Below are 19,706 nucleotides of genomic sequence, written 5' to 3' on the forward strand. Positions count from 1 at the left end.
GCATCCCGCATGCAAACGCCGGCGCCTGACACTGGAGAAGTCTCCGGTATCAGGCCCGGACATCAACCCTTCACTCTCCGCTACACGATGGATATTTTTTCTTCCTGATGCGCGTGCGGCTTTGCCCTGTGTAGTTCAGACGACAGCAAGGAAAGTAATGTCATTACGTGAAAAGGCGATTTCGGGGGCAAAGTGGTCTGCAGCATCCATGATCTCGATCGTCAGCGTCCAGTTCTTGCAGGTCGCTATATTGGCGCATCTGCTGAGGCCGGGCGAACTGGGCCTGGCGAGTATGGTTTCCTTGGTGACGACGCTTGCCGACATGTTTCTCGACATGGGTCTGAGCACGGCGATCGTACAGCGCAAGAACGTGGCTCCGAATGAGCTTTCATCGCTTTACTGGCTCAATGTCCTGTTCGGTGCGGGTCTCGGCGGACTCCTGCTGGCGGGAAGCGGAGTGGCAGCATGGTTCTTCTCGGAGCCGGAGCTGAAGACGCTAGTGGGCCTCGCTGCATTGATGTTCTTCGTCTCACCGCATGGCTTGCTATACCAATCGCTGATGGCGCGTGAACTGATGTTCGACATGCTGTCGAAGATCGAGGTGGCATCCAGCATGGTGCTATTCATCACGACGCTTGTCGCCGCACTGCGAGGTTATGGCGCCTATTCCCCGGTTATCGGTGCGTTGACGGCGGCCGTGTGCCGCGTGGTGTTGCTCAATCTGAACGGGCGCAAACTGCACAGGCCCGGATTGCGGTTCAGGTTCTCGGAGACGAGGTCGTATCTCAGCTTCGGTGTCTTCCAGGCAATGGACTCGATGGTGAACTATCTGAACGTCAATTTTGGCGGCATCGTCGCGGGTCGGGTGCTGGGTGCGGCGACACTTGGCGGCTATAACCTGGCGCTCAACTGTGCCGTCAATTTTCCGGCGAGACTCAATCCATTCTTTACGCGCGTACTCTTTCCCGTCTTCTCGATCATTCAGGATGACATCGCAAAGCTTCGTCAAAATTACTACAAACTGACGGGGTTTATCGCGATGTTCAACTTTCCTCTGGTGTTCGGACTGATGGTCGTCGCGCCGGATTTTGTCTTGTGCATGTTTGGCGAAAAATGGCTCTGGGCCACGCCGGTATTGAGAGTGCTTTGTCTGGTAGGGGCCTTCCGCTGCCTCGGAAACCCGGTCGCATCGTTGATGATGGCAACCGCAAACATCAGAATAAGTTTCCTGTTCAACCTGACAAAGACGGCCGCGATGTTGCCCGCCATCATCGTCGGCGCCTATCTGGGCGGCGCGCTGGGCGTGGCGATTTCGCTTCTCACGGTCGAAGCGATTATGCTTCTGCCGATGTATCAATTCATGCTGAAGCGCGTGCTCGGTCCAAGCTTTGGAGAGTTTTTCAACGCGTGTTTCGTGCCGTTGAGAATGACGATGCCGATGGTGGCAAGCGTTCTGGTCGTTTCGGAATTACTGGACGCTTCCTCGATGGGACATGTCCTGAAGCTGGTCACCGAGGTTACGCTCGGTGCAGTGATTTTCGGTGCCACGTTTCTGCTTGACCGCTCGTTACTTTGTGCCGAGATCAGAGGCATTGTGCTCAAGATGGTCCGCAAGGCGGCGTTGCGACACGGTCTGCAGTAGGATGCGCTGGGCTTGAGCGTCAAACACTTCGCGAGAGAACCGCAGTCGAAAAGAATCGGTCAGCCCCGTGAGTGGATAGGTCGGCGCGGAGAATATTCTTTCGACAAAAGCGTCCTGATCGTGAGCAGGAAATAGCAGCGCAGCCGGCAAGTACGATCCGAGTGCCGATACCTGCGACGCCACGATCGGGCGGCCTGCCAGAATGGCCTCGATCATGACGAGCGGCACGCCTTCATAGGCCGAAGGCAACACAATAACATCGCTTGCCACGATATAAGGCAGTACGTCGGACCGCGCGCCGATGATCCTGACGCAACGGGAAAGGATCTCACTGTTTTGCACCATTTGCCGCAATGTCTCGGCGTCCGGGCCGTCACCCACGATGAGCACAAGCGTATTCGCAAACGCCTCCGGGTGTCGTTCGATGGCAGCGAGCAGGAAATCTTGCCGCTTATGCTGTAAGTGAATCCGGCCAATGTGTGCGCAAATGAACTTTCCGGATTGGGGCAAGGCAAGTACGCTGCGTGCCGCGTCGCGGGTGAGGGTAGTCTGGCTAAATCTGTCGTCGACATAGTTTTCGAGAATCGCGGCAGGCGTTCCCGGCGCCAGCTTCAAAAGCTTTCCGCGCAGATGATCATTCAGCGTGATGTACTGGTGCGGTAGATGGTACAGCGCACGTTTAACCAGCGATTTGATTCGTTCTGTTGCGGGAACGCCCGCTTCCGTATCGTCATCAACCAGAGGGATGTAGCTGACGGCCGTCGTTCGCGTCAGTCGTGCGGCGAACAAACCGGCGACGGCAGACACGATGGTTCCCTGAGCGATGACGAGTTTCGACAGATGAAGCGTGCGCAATAGAGCGGCCGTGCGCCACGTCGCCGACAGGAGAGCAAGCGGGTTGCGGTGAATCGACTCGGAAGTGAATGTCAATGAGATGACCGCGACCTGACGATGCCGTCTGGCGATATCGTTAGCAAAGGCCGACATGAGTTTATTCTCGGCCGGCACGAGAATAGCGAGGCTGACAATCCCCGGGCACTTTACGAGTGCGAGAATGAGTCGCTTGAGCATTTCCTCGTGGCCACCGTTGACGCTCGAATCGCAATAGATGCCCAACCTCACTGATATTCTCCTTGGAACGAAGTATGGCCTGCGGGCATGCCGATCATCCTGATCCGAATCGCCGGCGGAGGGTTGCGAGGCGATGTGAGCGAAGTCACACCCTGCGCCGGGATCGATCGATAACCTGAGTGAGCATCCTGGCGCTTGAGTCCCAGAGGTACTTGGCAGCGTGCGCACGACCTCGCTCTATGAGAGTCGTCCGGAGTTCAGGTGAGCGAAGTAGCGTCCGTAACTGGTCTGCAATATCGTCTGACGAGTAGGGGTCGCAATAGAGCGCGGCATCTCCACAGGTTTCCGGTAGTGCCGCCAAGCGACCCACGATAACCGGGCAGCCGCTTCGCATCGCTTCGAGCGGTGGAATGCCGAACCCTTCATAGATCGATGGATAGAGAAAGCAGTGTGCGTGCTGATATAGCGCCTTCAGCTTCTCGTCGCTGATATAGCCGACAGCCTTGATGTTGGGCGCGACGCCTTGAACGTCTTCGACATCGCCGAACACGCTCGCGTTTTTCATGCCGACAATGACCAGATCGATCTCAGGATCGCCAAGTTGGCGGAAGGCCTCCAGAATGCGGCCAAAGTTCTTCGTGGGATTCATGCTGCTGACCGCCAGCACGAAACGCCTCGAGGTCAAATCGTGTTCATGCAGCACGCTGGTATCGGGCACGATTGCATCGAGATGATCCGCGCCGAGCGGAACGACGCTGATTCGTGCTGCCGGCACGCCGCAGTGGTGAGCAAGACGCAGCCTCGAGAAATTCGAATTGGTGACCACGCAACTTGAAGTCCGTGCAAGGATCCAGAACATTAGCCTGTACCACGTCCGGAAACGCCAGGAGAAATGGGCAGGTGTATCGAACACCGCTGCGTCGTGCATATAAATAACCTGGTTGAAGCGGAAGATCGAAGCCGAGTTGCTGAGATTGACAATACGGTGACGGCCGGCGAACAAGGGGAGAACGAGCTGCTCCCAGAACACGCCTTTTCCAAATCCGATCTTGACGGTAGTCGTATTGCCCACTGAGAGAAGATCCTGTTGCGGCGGAACGACGACGGTTACCTTGCCGTTGTCGGGCAAATGCCCAAGCGCAACGATCAATTCACGTGCAACGCGTTGTACGCCGGTCGTCTTCTGTGTGGCGAAGCGACCGTTGTAGATGAATGTGGGTGCAGCCGGGTACATATTCTTCACACCGTTGTCTCCGGAAGTCAGATTTGGCGATTGACTTCGTAAGGAAGCGCGATGTCAGTGATCAAGGGCTCTTTGCTGGTATTCCGCTCGTCGGCAAGACCGTAAAGCTGTCTCCACTCCCGAAAAATCGCGTCCATGGAAAAACGCTCCATCGCGCGCTTTCTCGCGGCCGCACCCATTTGCTGCCGAAGCGTCAAGTTGTCACGGAGAAGAGCAAGATAGATCGCCATTTCCTCGGCGTTTGTCGCCACAAAACCGGTTACGCCGTGAATAACGACATCCCGATTGCCGACTACGTTAGTGACGACCGCAGGAATGCCCGCGACTTGCGCCTCGATCAGCGCCAGAGGCATGCCCTCCCAGCGGGACGTCTGAACGTAGACGTCGAGTTCGGACATCAATTCCAATGCGCGCGCACGGGTGACCCAACCGCTGCACGTCACCGCGTCGCCCTGGTAACACGCCGGCACGTCCTCTGTGTTCCCGCCTATCCAGACAAAGCTGACAGCGGGATTCTGAAGTTCATGCGCGAGTTGAATGAACACCTCGTGATTCTTCTGGTACGACGCCCGGCCTGTCATGCCGACAACGATCTTGCCGTCGGTGCGTTGGTACCGTGCGGGGATTTCACTGACGTCGACCCCGTTCTCGATCAGAATGGCGGCGCGCGCGTGAACTCGGCCCTTGATTTCATGAAGTTCGCTACGTGAGCATGCGACGATCGTTCCACCGATATAGTTGGCCAATCGCTCAAGGCTCAGATAGGCGAACTGCTTCGTGGGCGATACATCGCGCCGTAGAAAAGCGGGGCCGTGCGGCGAATAGAGTACTTTGGCGTGAGGAGACGCAATCTTGGCGGCAGCGCGCCCAAGCGCGCCGGCTTTCGACGAGTGGAGGTGGATAACTTCGGGATTGCGGTCGCGCAGGTTTTGAACCAGTGCGCGCAGGCTCGACCAGTCTTTCTTAAAAACTGATCTCTCTGCACATCGCGACATAAGTCATTTTCACCTTCGGATGGAACAGGCGCGCGAAATCATGAGGCGTTTCACGCCGCAATGAATAAATGACGGAAACATTGGCCCCGGCCTCCGCAGCGCGATTGGAAAGCTCGACTAGCATCGACAGAACCCCCCCTCCGAAGGCTTCCGTGATATGAACGATGTCTTTCATATGTCTGTTCCCGTTGACGAGATTCTGGTAGGCAAGATGGGACTGTTCGATAAGGTGGAAGCACCCAGCGCCCTTTGATCTTGTCTTTACGGGGTCAATGGCACCGTGTGATAGCGCACATTGAAAAAATATAACTATGTAGGCCTACGAAACGATTGGGAAAGTATTCTCAATATGGTACGAATGAATTAGGTTCTATCCGCAAAAAGAATGCGAATTAAAGCGGCAAGGTGGCGGAATAAAACTGAATTGACGGTCTTTTACGATTTGAATTCGGCCGGACTCGCGGAATGTCAGATCGACATATAAAGGCCGGGAGGTTCGCTAATTGCGGAGATTGAGCGGATTGCCTGGAGGCAGCACGACATGGAACGCACGCAGTGCGAGGTTCTGGGTGATCGACAGCGGCTGAGTCCCTGCCAGGCGACTCGTTCCGCCGTCGACATTTACTTCATTCAGGCGAATCCGTGCGGATTCGTCGACTGCCACCGCCAGTGATCCGCGCACATCCGCTCGATCCCAAACTGGGCGCGCCAGCCAATCACTTCCAGAGCCGCGGCGGGATCCGCAAAACACGAAGCCACGTCACCCGGGCGACGCGCTACGATTTCGTACGGCACCGGTCGGCCCGCGGCTTTCTCGAACGCCTTGACGACGTCGATAACGCTATACCCCTGGCCTGTGCCGAGATTCACGACAAAGCTGGCATCGCGCGTAACCAGCGCATCCAGCGCGGCCAGATGCCCGCGCGCCAGGTCCACAACGTGGATATAGTCCCGCACTCCGGTGCCGTCCGGCGTTTCATAGTCACCACCGAATACTCGCAGCTTTTCCAGCTTACCGACGGCAACCTGTGCCACATACGGCATCAGGTTATTCGGAATGCCAGCCGGGTCCTCGCCAATCAACCCGCTCTCATGCGCGCCAACCGGATTGAAATATCGCAGCGTCGCGATCCGCCATGACGCATCCGCCACTTCCAGATCACGCAAAACCTGCTCGGCGATCAGCTTCGATTGCCCATAAGGATTGGTGGCCGACAGTGGGAACGATTCATCGATCGGCGAGCTCTTCGGCACGCCATACACCGTCGCCGAAGAGCTGAACACGAACTGCTTCACATTGCGTTCGCGCATCACGCCGAGCAGCGCCAGCAAACTGCCGACGTTATTGCTGTAGTACTCGATTGGCTTGGCGACCGATTCGCCCACGGCTTTCAGCGCGGCGAAGTGAATCGCGCCGGTGATCGGGTGTGCGTCGAAAATACGGTTGAGCGCAGCTTCATCGCGCGCGTCGGCTTCGTAGAAAGTCACGGGCTTGCCGGTGATTTGCTCCACGCGCCGCAGCGATTCGCGGTTGCTGTTCACGAGATTGTCGATTACCACGACGTCGTAACCGCCGTTCAGCAGTTCGACACACGTGTGCGAGCCGATAAATCCTGCACCGCCCGTTACCAGAATCGTACCCTTCGTGGTCATGCTGTTGCTCCGTTAAAGTAAAACGCCCGTCATTTTCTGCACCAGGTCCTTATAGGTTTCGACGACAACGCGTTCGTCGAACTCTTGCGCGACTTTCTGTCGGCCGCGTTCAGCCATTGCACGGCGCTCGGCGCCGCTCATGTCGAGCATGTGCGCCAGCTTCGCCGCGAGACTCTCTGCATTGCGCACTTCGCACAGCAGTCCGTTAACACCATCCGCCACCACTTCGCGGCAGCCGGGCACGTCCGTTGTCACGATCGGCCGGCCCATCGCCGATGCTTCCATCAGCGTGCGAGGCACGCCTTCGCGATAAGACGGCAGTACGACGCAGTCCGCCTCGGCAATGAAGGGCCGCACGTCGTGCGCCTCGCCAAGATACTCGATGATGCCTTCCTGCTCCCACGCGGCCACCTCTTCGCGGGTGATCGCGCTAGGGTTGTCGACACCGACCGGCCCGAGCAGCTGGAACCGCGCCTGGGGATAACGTTCGCGCAAGCGTCGCGCGGCTTCGACATATTCGGCAACGCCCTTGTCCCACAGGAGCCGCCCGATCAGCACGAATTTGAACGCTGCCCGCTCCGGCAGCGGGGTGAAGGCGAACTGTTCGAGATCGACCCCTTCGCCATGCAGGAGACGCGCACGCTCAGGATGCACCAACAAATTCTGCTCCACAAACGCGGCCTGATCGTCCCGATTCAGAAACCAGATTTCGCGCGGGAAACGGAAGGCGAAACGGTACAGTTTTTTTGCGACCTGTGCAGCGCGGCTCTGCTGGATGAACACGTAACCGAGCCCGGTGGTCACCGCCACCGACTGCACGCCCGCCAGTTTCGCGGCGACCGAGCCGTAAATGTTCGGCTTGATCGTGTAATGGAACACCACGTGCGGGCGGATGCTGCGATACAAACGATACAACGACAAAAGCGTGCGCAGGTCGTCGCGCGGATTGGTGCCTTTCGATGCCACCGGCAATTCGATGCAACGGCACCCCATTGCGGTGAGCAGTTCGAACGTGCGGTCGCGCGGCGCGAGCACCGTCACGTCGACGCCGCGTCCCACCAGCATGCGAATCAGCCCTTGCCGATACGTATAGATTGCCCAGGCGGTGTTACAGACGAGTGTAATACGCAGTGCGGGCGTCGACTTCAGGGCAGGCTTCATGCGGGAACGGGCTCGACGGTGAATGAGAGGGTGGATGACGGAGCAACGAAATCAATGGCTCGCACGCGGCGCCAGCAAGCTGCGTTTGACCCGTTGCAAGGCGCGGTAGGGCGTCACCAGGTGCAGCAGATTCTTGGCGAGCCCCAGCCAGTCGTACAGATTGGCGGCGTTGAAGTAGCGTAGTTGCAGCCGCAACGTGGAGTTCACCTGGCGGCGCCGTTTGGTCGCGCTAATACCGCCTTCGTTCAACTCGTAATAGAGCCCGAGTTCCGGCAGATTCGCGCAGTCGTAGCGTGCCATCAGGCGTACGAACAGATCCAGGTCTTCGGCGGAAGGATACGCCGCACGATAGTTGCCGACCGCGCGGACGGCCTCGATACGCAGCATCATGGAAGGATGCGCGAGGCATGAACGGAAGAAGCGCAGGCGCCGGATCGCATCCGGCTCGGCGGGCGGCGTCAGCATGAAAAGCGGTTTCCCTTCACGCGTGACGACCTGCGTCCACATGCCGAGCCCGGCCACTTGAGGATGCGATTCCATGAACGCGCGTTGTTTGGCCAGGCGCTGCGGCACGCTGCGGTCGCCCGCGTCGATGCGCGCTGCGTAGCGAAAGCCGCGCTGCGCCAGGGCGTCGACGCCGGTTTGCAGCGCGCGCTCGATGCCGCCGTTCTGCGGCATGCGCAGCACGTCGATCTTCATGTTCGGGATCGCCGGCGCGACGATTGGCGGCGTGCTGCCGTCGTCGACGATTAGCACGTGGATCGGCGCGTTTTCGCTGAACGAGGCCAGCGTGAGATCGACGTCAGCCTGGCCGTTGTACGCCGGCATCAGGACGGCGACATCATCGAGGGAAAGCGCTGTGGCGGATGAGTTCGTCATGGGCGCAATTTGAAACGAATGTAATAAAGATTAACTGACGCGGCGGCGAGATAACCAGCCGCCAGGCCCACCAGCGCACCGTAAGCGCCAAGCCGCGGGATCGCCAGTAAATTGACGATGAACGCCACAGCCAGTGCCAGCAGCCACTTTGAGAGCAACACGAACTTGGCCTGATATTTCAGCACGATCAGGTTGCCGATCGCTTCGATGCCGGCGGGCACGGAAAGCCACACGGCCCAGCGGAAAATCTCGATCGCGCCTTCAAAATCCGGCCCGAACACGTGGCGGATGATGAAGCCGGCCAGCAGGTCCAGCACGATCGCGCCGCTCACCATCAGCGCGGCGGTCATGGCGGTGAGCCGCCACACGTTGCGTCGAAGCTGCGCGGCGTCCTGCACACGGTAGACGAAGGCGGGCGCGATCGTCTGCGCGAGCATGAGCGCGAGCGTGATCCAGTTTTCGTTCAACTGCTGAGCGGCGGAATAACGGCCGAGGTCGGCGAAGGAAATCGCCCGTTCGAGCATCAGCCTGTCCAGTTTCAGGAACAAATACATACAGATCAGGCCGAGCCAGAACACCGTGCCCGCGGTGGCGAAGTGCCTGAAGAGCGAGCGGTCGAGGTGCCAGCCGAGCTTGCCGCCATGCCGCCGAGTGAAATAGACCAGCAGAACCGCGCCGATCACCGCCGATTCGGCCGCCCACAGCCAACCAAAGCGCGCGGGTGTTGCCATGGCACGCACCAGCAGATAGACGAAGCCGGCTTTCAGTACCGCGGTGCTCATGCTGGTGAGCAACTGCGGCTTGCTGTACGTCATGCTTTGCAGCCACGCGTTGATCACGCCGACGAACGGCTCGCGAAACAGCATGGTCACCGCGAGGCCGGCGAGCATCACGCCCACCAATGGATCGAAAAAGTGCAGCGCGATGCCGAGCCACGTGAGCAGCAGCGCCGCGACGGACACCGAGAAGCGCAGCGCGAAGGCGCTGCCGAGCACCGTGCCCAGCTGGATTGGCGGCCGGCTGACGATGGTGGGAACCAGAATTTCCGCGCCGCACACCCAGGTGATCGGCGAAAGCACCAGCAGCAGCGTATTCGCATACTGCCATTTGCCGAAGGTATCCGGCCCGAAGTAGCGCGCCAGCATGCCGCTGATCGCGATTGCCACACCGATCTGCGTGAGCCGCTCCAGCCCGAGCCAGACGATATTGGTGAAGGCGCGCGTGACGTCGGGATTGGCGAAGCGTTTTAGCGTCAGCATCCCGTGGCCGCTCGCCGATGCAATGGCGCTTGTTGTGCGGTTTGCGTCGATTGTGTCATTTGTATGGGCGGCACCCGCGACATGAGAAGCGTAATGCGCGCGACTGCCCACCCGGCCGTTTGTAACGGCAACGTTGCAAATGGAGGGCGTCTAAGCATTAGAATGGCGTTTATAAGGTGGGTCCGAAAAGCGCAATTATAAGTTGGAACAGGATCGCTTCCGGCAAGGGCGCTTCGCGATGTCATATCCGTCGGTGAATAACGAATTTGATGCGTAATTTACCGATTCCTCAGCGATGCGTCGGTCAAAATTTTCCATTGCACGCAAGTGAGCCAACATGATCTCCAAATCTATTTTCAAGGCGTATGACATTCGCGGCGTAATCGGCAAGACGCTCGACGCGGATGCAGCGCGTTCGATCGGCCTCGCCTTCGGCAGCGAAGTGCGGGCGCAGGGCGGCGACGCCGTGGTGGTCGCGCGTGACGGACGCCTCTCGGGTCCCGAGCTGATCCAGGCGCTGTCGGACGGCCTGCGTGCGGCCGGCGTCGACGTGGTCAACGTCGGCATGGTGCCGACGCCGGTCGGCTACTTCGCGGCCAGCGTGCCGTTGCAGCTCGACGGTGGCGAACGCCGCGTCGATTCGTGCATCGTCGTGACGGGCAGCCACAATCCGCCCGACTACAACGGCTTCAAGATGGTCCTGCGCGGCGCGGCCATTTATGGCGAACAGATCCTCGCGCTGCATCAGCGCATCGTTGACGAAAACTTCTCCGAAGGTAGCGGCACGTACACTGAGTACGATATCGCCGACGCCTATCTGGACCGCATCGCCGGCGACGTCAAGCTCGCACGCCCGATCAAGATCGTGGTCGACACCGGCAACGGCGTGGCAGGTGGCCTGGCTCCAATGCTCTTCAAGAAGCTCGGCTGCGAACTGGTCGAACTGTTCACCGAGATCGACGGCAACTTCCCGAATCATCACCCGGACCCGGCTCACCCCGAGAATCTGCAGGACGTGATCCGCGCGCTGAAGGAAACCGACGCTGAAATCGGTTTCGCGTTCGATGGCGATGGCGACCGGCTCGGCGTGGTCACCAAAGACGGCCAGATCATCTATCCGGACCGCCAGCTGATGCTGTTCGCCGAAGAAGTCTTGTCGCGCAACAAGGGCGCGCAGATCATTTACGACGTGAAGTGCACGCGCAATCTGGGCAAGTGGATCAAGGAGAAGGGCGGCGAACCGCTGATGTGGAAGACCGGCCACTCGTTGGTCAAGGCGAAGCTGCGCGAAACCGGCGCGCCGCTGGCGGGCGAAATGAGCGGCCACGTGTTCTTCAAGGACCGCTGGTACGGTTTCGACGACGGTTTGTACACGGGCGCGCGTCTGCTGGAAATCCTCACGCGCGTGGCCGATCCGAGCGCGCTGCTGAATTCGCTGCCGAACTCGAATTCCACGCCGGAACTGCAATTGAAGCTCGAAGAAGGCGAAAATTTCGAACTGATCGCGCGTTTGCAGCAAAACGCCACCTTCACCGGTGCGGATGACGTCGTGAAGATCGACGGCCTGCGTGTCGAGTATCCGGACGGTTTCGGCCTCGCGCGCTCGTCGAATACCACGCCGGTGGTGGTGATGCGTTTCGAGGCCGATAGCGACGCGGCACTCAAGCGCATCCAGGAAGACTTCCGCCGCGTGATCATGGCGGAGAAGCCGGACGCGAAGCTGCCGTTCTAAATGCTCCAGTGGCGGCGCGGTTCTTCGTGAACCGCGGCTGCCGTCGAACGCGGCGCGGGTTTCACTTACCGCGCCGCGTTTTTTCATGCCATTTACCCGTGTCGCGCTAGAATTGCGGTCCTTTCAATGCATATTCGGGCCGGATAGCCGGTTTTCCCACACTTGAGCGTGCAAAAGATACTGATCGTGAGGGTGTCGTCATTGGGCGACGTCGTTCACAACATGCCGGTGATCGCCGATATCCGACGCCGCCATCCCGATGCCCAGATCGACTGGCTCGTCGAAGAGAGCTTCGTGGGGCTCGTGGAGCTCGTCAGCGGCGTGCGACGGGCGATTCCCGTGTCGCTGCGGCGTTGGCGCAAGCGCATCCTGTCGGTCGACAACTGGCGCGAGATTGGTGCGTTTCGCCGCGCGCTCGCCGCCGAGAACTACGATCTCGTGATCGACTGCCAGGGGCTCATCAAGACCGCGTGGGTCGCGAGCATGGCGCGCGGACCGCTGGTCGGCCTCGCAAACCGTACCGACGGCGCGGGCTTCGAATGGCCCGTGCGCTTCTTCTACGGTAAACGGGTGCCGATCGAGCCGCGCACCCATGTGGTCGAGCGTACGCGCCAACTGGTGGCTGCGGCGCTGAACGACCCGCAGCCGCAACCCACCGACGAGATCGACTTCGGCATCGACACCGGCCGCGCGGCGCTGGCTCTGTCGGAGGCGAATCTGAACCTGCCGGTGCCTTACGTGGTGTTCGTACACGCCACCTCGCGCGCCGACAAGCAGTGGCCCGATGCCGCGTGGATCGACCTCGGTCAGTCTCTGGTGCGGCGCGGCGCGTCGATCGTGCTGCCGTGGGGCAGCGAGGAAGAACGCGTCACCAGCGAACGTCTGGCGAAGGAGTTCGGTGCCGCGGCCATCGTGCCACCCAAGCTGTCGTTGCCGGCGGTGGTTGGCCTGATCGAAGGGGCCGCCGCGACAGTCGGCGTTGACACAGGTCTGGTTCACATTGCAGCCGCGCTGAAGCGGCCAACGGTCGAGTTGTACAATTTCGCCACCGCGTGGCGGACCGGCGGCTACTGGTCGCCGAACGTCGTCAATCGCGGCACGGCCGGCAAGCCGCCCACGCTGCAAGAAGTCAAATCCGCACTGGCCGGTTTCGGCCTGCTCTAATGCTGTAGCGCTGTAATGCGGTGTGCTTCGCCTTACGCTCCATCCGTTTTCAAGGGCGACCATGAACGAAACCCAGATCATCGAAGTAGCGAATGCCGACTGGCACGGACGCAATCTGTCCGTGCCGCGCGAGATGCTGCTGGCCGGCGTCGAACGCGGCAAAGTGCTGTATTTCCCGAACCTGCGCTTTGCGATCGAAGGCGGCGAACAGGCGCTGCTCGATCCCGCCCTGGCCGATCCGAGCCGCAAGAACATCAGTCTTGAGCCGAACGGCGGCGCCTTGCACGGCGTGGCTGGCGATGCGGTCACGCAATCGGCGGTACGCGCGTTGATCGCGCGCTATCAGGCCAATGCCCGCACGCTGGTAGATGGGCTGTTCCCCGAATACAACAGCAAGCTGCGCGTTGCGCCGACCAGCCTGCGGCTGCATCAGGTGGAAGGGCGCGAGACATCCTGGCGTAAGGACGATAGCCGGTTGCACGTCGATGCCTTTCCGTCGCGGCCGAATTACGGCGAGCGCATTTTGCGCGTGTTCACCAACGTCAATCCGCTTGGGGCGCCGCGCGTATGGCGCGTTGGCGAGCCGTTCGAGGATATGGCCAAACGCTTCCTGCCGCGCATCAAACCGCAGATGCCGGGCTCGGCGTGGGCTGCTGAACCTGCTGCACGTCACCAAATCGCCGCGCAGCGAATACGACCATCTGATGCTGAATCTGCATGACGGCATGAAGGCCGATCTCGAGTATCAGAAGTCGAGCCCGCAGGAGACCATGCCGTTTCCGCCGGGTAGCGTGTGGGTGTGTTTCTCCGACCAGACGTCGCACGCGGTGATGTCCGGCCAGTTCATGCTGGAGCAGACCTTCTTCCTGCCGGTTAAGGCGATGGCGCAGCCGGAATGCGCGCCGCTCGGCATTCTCGAGCGCCTGAAGGGCAGGGCGCTGGTTTGAGCGCCGCTGTCTGGTTCGATCGCGCGGTGAAAATCGCGCTTGCATCCGGATTCGCACTCGGGCGTGCGGAGTCCCGATGCTGAGGGCAATTTATAACACGCTCTGGTGGATCATCGCGCCGCTTGCCGTGCTGCGTTTGCTGATCCGTTCGCGCAAGGAGCGCGGCTATCGCGAGCATATCGCCGAGCGTTTCGGTTACTCGCGTGGCCGGTTGCCGGAAGACAATGCGCCGCTGATCTGGGTGCATGCGGTGTCGGTAGGCGAGACGCGTGCCGCGCAACCGTTGATCGACGCGCTGATGAAGGCGCGCCCCGACGCACGCATTCTTTTGACGCATATGACGCCGAGCGGCCGAGCCACCGGTGAGCAGATTTTCGGCGACCGTGTGTTGCGCAGCTATCTGCCGTACGACATGCCGCACGCGGTGCGGCGGTTTTTACGGGCTTGGCGGCCGTCGCTCGGTCTGGTGATGGAAACCGAAGTGTGGCCGACGCTGATCGACGAATGCCGTCGCGCGGATGTGCCGCTCGTGCTGACGAATGCGCGGATGTCGGCACGCTCGCATAAGCGCGCGGCCAAGTTTGGACATGCCACGAAAGACGTGTTCGGCGGCTTTGCACGCGTGCTGGCGCAGAGTCCGGCGGATGCCGAGCGGCTTACCGCACTCGGTGCGCGTAACGTCGCCGTGCTCGGCAACCTGAAGTTCGATATGAATACGCCGCCGGAATTGGCGGCGCGCGGTCACGCATGGCGTGCGGCGATCGGCACGCGGCCTGTGTGGGTCGCGGCCAGTACACGCGAAGGCGAAGAGGAACTGGTGTTGCAGGCGTTCGCAGCGCTGGGCGTCGACGATGCTTTGCTGATTCTGGTGCCGCGTCATCCGCAACGGTTTAACGAAGTGGCGGCGCTGGTGGAGAAGGGCGGTTTGCGGCTTGAGCGGCGTTCGACGTGGGCGCCGGGCGCGGCGGTGGCATCGGCTGCCTCGACGACTAGCGGCGGTGTGCCTGCTTTGCCTGCTGATGTGAACGTGCTGCTCGGCGATTCGATGGGCGAGCTGGGCGCTTACTATGCTGCTTCGGATCTGGCGTTTATCGGCGGGAGTTTGCTGCCGCTGGGCGGGCAGAATCTGATCGAAGCCTGTGCGGTTGGCGTGCCGGTGCTGATTGGGCCGCACGTGTTCAACTTTACTCAAGCCACGGCGGATGCCGTCGCGGCGGGTGCGGCGGTGCAGGTGCAGGATCCGGCTGATCTGGCGCGGGCATTGCGCGAACTCTTCGGCGATAAGGCGGCGCGGCTCGCAATGGGCGGCGCGGCCTCGGCGTTTGCCGCGCGGCATCGCGGGGCGACGGCACGGACTGTTGATGTGTTGATGGCGTTGTTGCCGGAATAGGGATTCGAGCGTTGCCAAGGCGGGCCGCGCCCTATCGCTTCGCGTGCCGATAAATCGTATATTCTGCCAACACCGGGCTCAAGCGTTGACGGCCCTGTGATCCAAACTGCCTCTTTCCAACCTGCCATGACGCTTTTCACCGACCTCGGCTTTCAATGGGATCGCGCCGCGATCCGACAAGACTTGCCGACTCATTCGATCAAACGGGTGTGCTTTCGCTTTCATCGGATGCTGCCGGAATTCGTGTGGGATGCGAGCGTACTCGAAGGTAATCCGTTTACCTTTCCCGAGGTAAAGACGCTGCTCGACGGTGTAACGGTGGGTGGACGCAAGATTTCTGATCAGGAGCAGGTCCTTAATCTCGCGGAGAGTTCGAAACATCTGCTTGCTATCGTGCAGAACGGTCGGTTTGCGCTCGATAAAACGACGTTTTGCGACCTGCATCGCCTTGTCGCGCGTAATGAGGCGCTCGAGTGGGGCGTATTCCGTGGGGAAGGCGAGGAGACGCGATACACGCCCGACGTAGCGTTGGGTGAGGCTGGGCGGCATACCCCGTTGCCGACCTTGCCCGGAGCGCCTGAACTCAACCGGGTTTTTGCCGCGGGCACACGCGCACTGACCGATCAGGTTTCGAATGCATTTGAACGGGGTTGCGCTTTCTTCCTGTTCGGCGCGTTGCAGCAGTTCTTCTTCGACGGCAACAAGCGCACGTCGCGCTTCATGATGAATGGTGTGCTGATGTCGAACGGTATCGACGCGATCAGCGTGCCGGCGCAGCGCGCGGGCGATTTCAACGAAAAGATGGTCCGCTTCTATCTATCGAAAGATGGAACCGAAATGATGGCATTCCTGCTTGAATGCCATCCGGGCGAGTAAGGCGTTAAGCCTTCAACAACCCCTTCTTTTCGATAAACTTCACCACTACTTCCAATCCGTCGAGCGCCTTCAGATTACACATCACGAAGGGCCGCTCGCCGCGCATCTTCTTCGCGTCTGATGCCATCACCTCCAGATTCGCACCCACCATCGGTGCGAGATCGGTCTTGTTGATTACCAGCAGATCCGACTTCGTAATCCCCGGTCCGCCTTTGCGCGGAATCTTCTCGCCGCCGGCTACGTCGATCACGTAGATCGTCAGGTCCGACAATTCCGGACTGAAAGTCGCTGCCAGGTTGTCGCCGCCTGACTCGATGAACACGATGTCAGCATCGGGAAAACGCGTCAGCATGCGGTCGACGGCTTCGAGATTGATCGACGCGTCTTCACGAATCGCCGTATGCGGGCAGCCACCCGTTTCGACGCCCATGATTCGCTCGGCCGGCAGCGCGCCCGCCACGGTCAGCAAACGCTGGTCTTCTTTCGTATAGATGTCATTGGTGATCGCGACGAGGTCGTACTGCTCGCGCATCGCCTTGCAGAGCATTTCGAGCAACGTGGTCTTGCCCGATCCAACCGGGCCGCCGACGCCCACACGCAGCGGCGGCAGTTTCTTCGTGCGGAGGTGTTGAGGTGCGTTCATGATGGATCTTTTTATGAGCGAAAGAGCCGCGAGTACTGCGACTCGTGACGCGCCGACAGAATGCCCAATTGCGGCGCGAAGGTGTTGATGTCGTCGGGTGAGGTGGCTAATGCTCGCGTGACAGCCGCGTCGATCGGCTCGCGTAACGCGACAATGATTCGCTGGCCTGCGAGTTGGCCGAGCGGTACGGCCTTCAATGCGGCGGCGGCCTGGTTTTCCACCCAGCTGAATGCGTAGGCCGCGAGCGCGGCGTCGGGCGCTGCATCGTGGGCGTACGCGGCGAAGGCGAAAGCCGTGGGCTGGGCCAAAGGCTTGAGCGATGCCAATGTGATGCTCCGTTCGGCGTCGCCCCATTCCAGTGAGACGCACAACTGTCGTAGCGACCAGCCCATCTGCTCCGTCTCACGCCTTAATTCTGCGGACTCGCGGCTTGCCAGGAATTCGCTGTTCGCTTCTTTCAAGCCGTCTGCGTCGTGTGCGCGCCAGCGTTCCATCTGATGCGCGAGAAACGGCAGTTCGCCGCGTGCGAGCACATCGGTTAAGCCACTCGCGATCCAATCGCGGGCGGAATCGGCGTCGGTGATGAGGTGCGCTTCGATTGCGGCTTCGAGACCTTGCGAGTAGCTGAATGCGCCGATCGGCAGTGCCGGCGACGCAAGATGTAGCAGCGCCGTGAGTTCAGCGATGCGCATGGTGGTGGTGATGGCCGTGACCGCACGATTCGTCGTGGACGTGATCGTCGTTGGGATGATCGTGGCCATGGTCATGCGAGTGACCCTGCGCATGCTCATGCCCATGATGCTCGCCGAACACCTGCTGCGCTAACGCATAGTCTTCCGCAAACGTCTCATCGTGGCCATGCTTGTGACCGCCGCCGTACGCGCCGGATTCCGGCTGGAACGGCATCGACACCTGATCCACGCTTGCGCCGATGCGCTTGAGCATATCGGCCAGTACCGGATCGTATTCAAGCTTCAGATAATCCGCGCCGACCTCGACCGGCGTATGACGATTGCCGAGGTGATATGCGGCGCGCGTCAACGTCAATGCATCTTTCGCGCGGACAACCAGCACTGCTTCGGGCGCGGCGACGATGCGTACCAGACCGCCATCGTCGGCGACCAGAACATCGCTGTCGCGTAGCACCGTGCCGCGCGGCAGCAGCAGCGCGACCTCTTCGCCGTTATCGAGCGTGGCCGCGAGACGGCTCTTGCGGCGGTCGTCGAAAGCGAGCGTCAGGGTGGGCGCGCGCTTCACCAGCACAGGTGCCAGCTTCAGATGCGGCGCAATCAGTTTGTCGAGTGTGCGCATGCTTTAGAACAGGAAGTAGCGTTGCGCCATCGGCAGCACGGTTGCGGGTTCGCACGTTAGCAACTGACCGTCCGCGATCACCTGATACGTCTCCGGATCGACGCTGATTGCCGGACGCCACGCGTTGTGAATCATGTCGGCCTTCGTGATGTTGCGGCAGTTCTTGACGGCGACGATCCGCTTGTTCAGACCATAGCGTTCGCCGACACCTGCATCGGCGGCCATCTGCGATACGAAGGTTAGCGACGTGCGCCCCAGCGCACCGCCGCGCGTCGCGAACATCTCGCGATAGTGGACCGGTTGCGGCGTCGGAATCGACGCGTTCGGGTCGCCCATCTGCGCCATCGCGATCATGCCGCCCTTCAGGATCAGCGACGGTTTGATACCGAAAAACGCCGGCTCCCAGAACACCAGATCGGCCCACTTGCCTGGCTCGATCGAACCGACTTCATGCGAGATACCGTGCGTGATGGCCGGGTTGATCGTGTACTTGGCAACGTAACGCTTCGCGCGAAAGTTGTCGTGCCGAGCGTTGTCCTCAGGCAGCGCGCCGCGTTGCACTTTCATCTTGTGCGCGGTTTGCCACGTGCGGATGATGACCTCGCCCACACGGCCCATCGCCTGCGAATCCGACGATAGCATCGACAACGCGCCGAGATCGTGCAGGATATCCTCGGCAGCAATGGTCTCGCGACGAATGCGTGACTCGGCGAACGCGATATCTTCCGCAATCGACGGGTCCAGGTGATGGCACACCATCAGCATGTCGAGGTGTTCTTCAAGCGTGTTGATGGTGTAAGGGCGCGTCGGATTCGTCGAGGAGGGCAGCACGTTCGCTTCACCGCATACCTTGATGATGTCCGGAGCGTGACCGCCGCCCGCGCCTTCCGTGTGGTACGTGTGGATGGTGCGGCCCTTGAACGCGGCCACGGTCGCTTCCACAAAACCCGCTTCGTTCAGCGTATCCGTGTGGATCGCGACCTGCGTGTCGGTGTCGTCGGCGACGGAAAGACAGTTGTCGATTGCGGCGGGTGTGGTGCCCCAGTCCTCGTGCAGCTTCAAACCGATCGCACCCGCGGCGATCTGTTCCAGCGCCGGTTGCGGCCGGCTCACGTTGCCTTTGCCGAGAAAGCCGAGATTCATCGGATAACCATCGGCGGCTTGCAGCATGCGTTCGAGATGCCACGGACCTGGCGTGCAGGTCGTCGCGTTCGTGCCGGTTGCGGGACCCGTGCCGCCGCCGAGCATCGTCGTCACGCCGCTCGCGAGTGCTTCTTCAATCTGCTGCGGGCTGATGAAATGAATGTGCGTATCGATGCCGCCTGCCGTCACGATCAGGCCTTCGCCCGCGATCACTTCGGTAGATGCGCCGATCGCGATCGTCACGTTCGGCTGGATGTCGGGATTGCCCGCCTTGCCGATTGCGGCGATACGGCCGTTCTTGATGCCGATGTCGGCCTTGACGATGCCCCAGTGATCGAGAATCACCGCATTCGTCACGACTGTATCGACCACGTCGGCATGCACGCGTTGCGACTGGCCCATGCCGTCGCGAATCACTTTGCCGCCGCCGAATTTCACTTCTTCGCCGTAGGTCGTGAAATCGCGTTCGACTTCGATCAGCAGCTCGGTGTCGGCGAGGCGAACGCGGTCGCCGGTCGTGGGGCCGAACATTTCCGCGTATGCGCGGCGGCCAATGCGTAAGGTCATGGTGTGGGTCCGGAAATGAGCGGGGTGGTC

General features: G+C 60.5%; 15 protein-coding genes and 2 pseudogenes. 6 read left to right on the forward strand and 11 right to left on the reverse strand.

Annotated features, from left to right (window positions below):
- Positions 1-157: 157 nt before the first annotated feature.
- Positions 158-1,642 (forward strand): MOP flippase family protein, encoded by a 1,485-nt coding sequence (locus tag B0G76_RS38790; protein ID WP_120297936.1) that lies wholly within the window; start codon positions 158-160, stop codon positions 1,640-1,642.
- On the opposite strand, the gene B0G76_RS38795 is transcribed toward B0G76_RS38790, so the two are convergent.
- From B0G76_RS38795 to B0G76_RS38825, 7 genes and pseudogenes are all read right to left on the reverse strand, one after another.
- Positions 1,568-2,764: a glycosyltransferase gene (locus tag B0G76_RS38795; RefSeq protein WP_120297937.1), complete on the reverse strand. Its 1,197-nt coding sequence runs from the start codon at positions 2,762-2,764 to the stop codon at positions 1,568-1,570. The two genes, B0G76_RS38790 and B0G76_RS38795, sit on opposite strands and share 75 nt — an antisense overlap.
- 94 nt (positions 2,765-2,858) lie before the next feature.
- A complete protein-coding gene (locus B0G76_RS38800) occupies positions 2,859-3,947 on the reverse strand; it encodes a glycosyltransferase family 1 protein (RefSeq protein ID WP_120297938.1) in 1,089 nt (362 codons plus the stop codon).
- A gap of 26 nt (positions 3,948-3,973) precedes the next feature.
- Positions 3,974-5,126: pseudogene (locus B0G76_RS38805) on the reverse strand (glycosyltransferase).
- Positions 5,127-5,581: 455 nt separating this feature from the next.
- Positions 5,582-6,604: a UDP-glucose 4-epimerase GalE gene (gene galE, locus B0G76_RS38810; protein ID WP_120297939.1), complete on the reverse strand. Its 1,023-nt coding sequence runs from the start codon at positions 6,602-6,604 to the stop codon at positions 5,582-5,584.
- A gap of 12 nt (positions 6,605-6,616) precedes the next feature.
- Positions 6,617-7,765, reverse strand: a complete 1,149-nt coding sequence (locus tag B0G76_RS38815) for a glycosyltransferase family 4 protein (RefSeq protein WP_120297940.1) — start codon at positions 7,763-7,765, stop codon at positions 6,617-6,619.
- A gap of 51 nt (positions 7,766-7,816) precedes the next feature.
- Positions 7,817-8,644, reverse strand: a complete 828-nt coding sequence (locus tag B0G76_RS38820) for a glycosyltransferase (protein ID WP_120297941.1) — start codon at positions 8,642-8,644, stop codon at positions 7,817-7,819.
- A complete protein-coding gene (locus B0G76_RS38825; protein WP_120297942.1) occupies positions 8,641-9,903 on the reverse strand; it encodes an oligosaccharide flippase family protein in 1,263 nt (420 codons plus the stop codon). The genes B0G76_RS38820 and B0G76_RS38825 overlap by 4 nt, the downstream gene beginning before the upstream one ends.
- Positions 9,904-10,240: 337 nt before the next feature.
- Between B0G76_RS38825 and B0G76_RS38830 the strand changes: the two genes are divergently transcribed.
- The 5 genes and pseudogenes from B0G76_RS38830 (at position 10,241) to B0G76_RS38850 (ending at position 16,012) form a co-directional block, all read left to right on the forward strand.
- Positions 10,241-11,635 carry a phosphomannomutase/phosphoglucomutase gene (locus B0G76_RS38830; RefSeq protein ID WP_120297943.1) on the forward strand — a complete coding sequence of 465 codons (1,395 nt, stop codon included), beginning with the start codon at positions 10,241-10,243 and terminating at the stop codon, positions 11,633-11,635.
- Positions 11,636-11,797: 162 nt separating this feature from the next.
- A complete protein-coding gene (waaC, locus tag B0G76_RS38835) occupies positions 11,798-12,799 on the forward strand; it encodes a lipopolysaccharide heptosyltransferase I (RefSeq protein WP_120297944.1) in 1,002 nt (333 codons plus the stop codon).
- A gap of 61 nt (positions 12,800-12,860) precedes the next feature.
- Positions 12,861-13,746 (forward strand): annotated as a pseudogene (locus B0G76_RS38840) (Kdo hydroxylase family protein).
- 76 nt (positions 13,747-13,822) lie between these two features.
- On the forward strand, positions 13,823-15,136 hold the full coding sequence (gene waaA / locus B0G76_RS38845) for a lipid IV(A) 3-deoxy-D-manno-octulosonic acid transferase (RefSeq protein ID WP_120297945.1): 1,314 nt from the start codon (positions 13,823-13,825) through the stop codon (positions 15,134-15,136).
- A gap of 126 nt (positions 15,137-15,262) precedes the next feature.
- Positions 15,263-16,012, forward strand: a complete 750-nt coding sequence (locus B0G76_RS38850; protein ID WP_120297946.1) for a Fic family protein — start codon at positions 15,263-15,265, stop codon at positions 16,010-16,012.
- A gap of 4 nt (positions 16,013-16,016) precedes the next feature.
- Here the strand turns inward: B0G76_RS38850 and ureG are convergent, their stop codons facing one another.
- Genes ureG through ureC form a run of 4 tightly spaced genes read right to left on the reverse strand, consistent with a single transcriptional unit; the run spans position 16,017 to position 19,676 of the window.
- Positions 16,017-16,655, reverse strand: a complete 639-nt coding sequence (gene ureG, locus B0G76_RS38855) for an urease accessory protein UreG (RefSeq protein WP_120297947.1) — start codon at positions 16,653-16,655, stop codon at positions 16,017-16,019.
- 11 nt (positions 16,656-16,666) lie between these two features.
- Complete coding sequence (locus B0G76_RS38860; RefSeq protein ID WP_120297948.1) at positions 16,667-17,347, reverse strand: urease accessory protein UreF; 681 nt, start codon at positions 17,345-17,347, stop codon at positions 16,667-16,669.
- A complete protein-coding gene (gene ureE / locus B0G76_RS38865; RefSeq protein ID WP_120297949.1) occupies positions 17,334-17,966 on the reverse strand; it encodes an urease accessory protein UreE in 633 nt (210 codons plus the stop codon). The genes B0G76_RS38860 and ureE overlap by 14 nt, the downstream gene beginning before the upstream one ends.
- 3 nt (positions 17,967-17,969) lie before the next feature.
- Entirely contained in the window at positions 17,970-19,676 is a 1,707-nt protein-coding gene (gene ureC / locus B0G76_RS38870) for an urease subunit alpha (RefSeq protein WP_120297950.1), read from the reverse strand.
- Between the last annotated feature and the right edge of the window lie 30 nt (positions 19,677-19,706).

The organism is Paraburkholderia sp. BL23I1N1, assembly GCF_003610295.1.
Taxonomy (GTDB): Bacteria; Pseudomonadota; Gammaproteobacteria; order Burkholderiales; family Burkholderiaceae; genus Paraburkholderia.

What these genes read in the sequence shown, in the direction of transcription:
- B0G76_RS38790 (WP_120297936.1), top strand. Translation starts at nt 158, where the DNA reads ATGTCATTACGTGAAAAGGCGATTTCGGGGGCAAAGTGGTCTGCAGCA.
- B0G76_RS38800 (WP_120297938.1), bottom strand. Translation starts at nt 3,947, where the DNA reads ATGTACCCGGCTGCACCCACATTCATCTACAACGGTCGCTTCGCCACA.
- galE (WP_120297939.1), bottom strand. Translation starts at nt 6,604, where the DNA reads ATGACCACGAAGGGTACGATTCTGGTAACGGGCGGTGCAGGATTTATC.
- B0G76_RS38815 (WP_120297940.1), bottom strand. Translation starts at nt 7,765, where the DNA reads ATGAAGCCTGCCCTGAAGTCGACGCCCGCACTGCGTATTACACTCGTC.
- B0G76_RS38820 (WP_120297941.1), bottom strand. Translation starts at nt 8,644, where the DNA reads ATGACGAACTCATCCGCCACAGCGCTTTCCCTCGATGATGTCGCCGTC.
- B0G76_RS38825 (WP_120297942.1), bottom strand. Translation starts at nt 9,903, where the DNA reads ATGCTGACGCTAAAACGCTTCGCCAATCCCGACGTCACGCGCGCCTTC.
- B0G76_RS38830 (WP_120297943.1), top strand. Translation starts at nt 10,241, where the DNA reads ATGATCTCCAAATCTATTTTCAAGGCGTATGACATTCGCGGCGTAATC.
- waaA (WP_120297945.1), top strand. Translation starts at nt 13,823, where the DNA reads ATGCTGAGGGCAATTTATAACACGCTCTGGTGGATCATCGCGCCGCTT.
- B0G76_RS38850 (WP_120297946.1), top strand. Translation starts at nt 15,263, where the DNA reads ATGACGCTTTTCACCGACCTCGGCTTTCAATGGGATCGCGCCGCGATC.
- ureG (WP_120297947.1), bottom strand. Translation starts at nt 16,655, where the DNA reads ATGAACGCACCTCAACACCTCCGCACGAAGAAACTGCCGCCGCTGCGT.
- B0G76_RS38860 (WP_120297948.1), bottom strand. Translation starts at nt 17,347, where the DNA reads ATGCGCATCGCTGAACTCACGGCGCTGCTACATCTTGCGTCGCCGGCA.
- ureE (WP_120297949.1), bottom strand. Translation starts at nt 17,966, where the DNA reads ATGCGCACACTCGACAAACTGATTGCGCCGCATCTGAAGCTGGCACCT.
- ureC (WP_120297950.1), bottom strand. Translation starts at nt 19,676, where the DNA reads ATGACCTTACGCATTGGCCGCCGCGCATACGCGGAAATGTTCGGCCCC.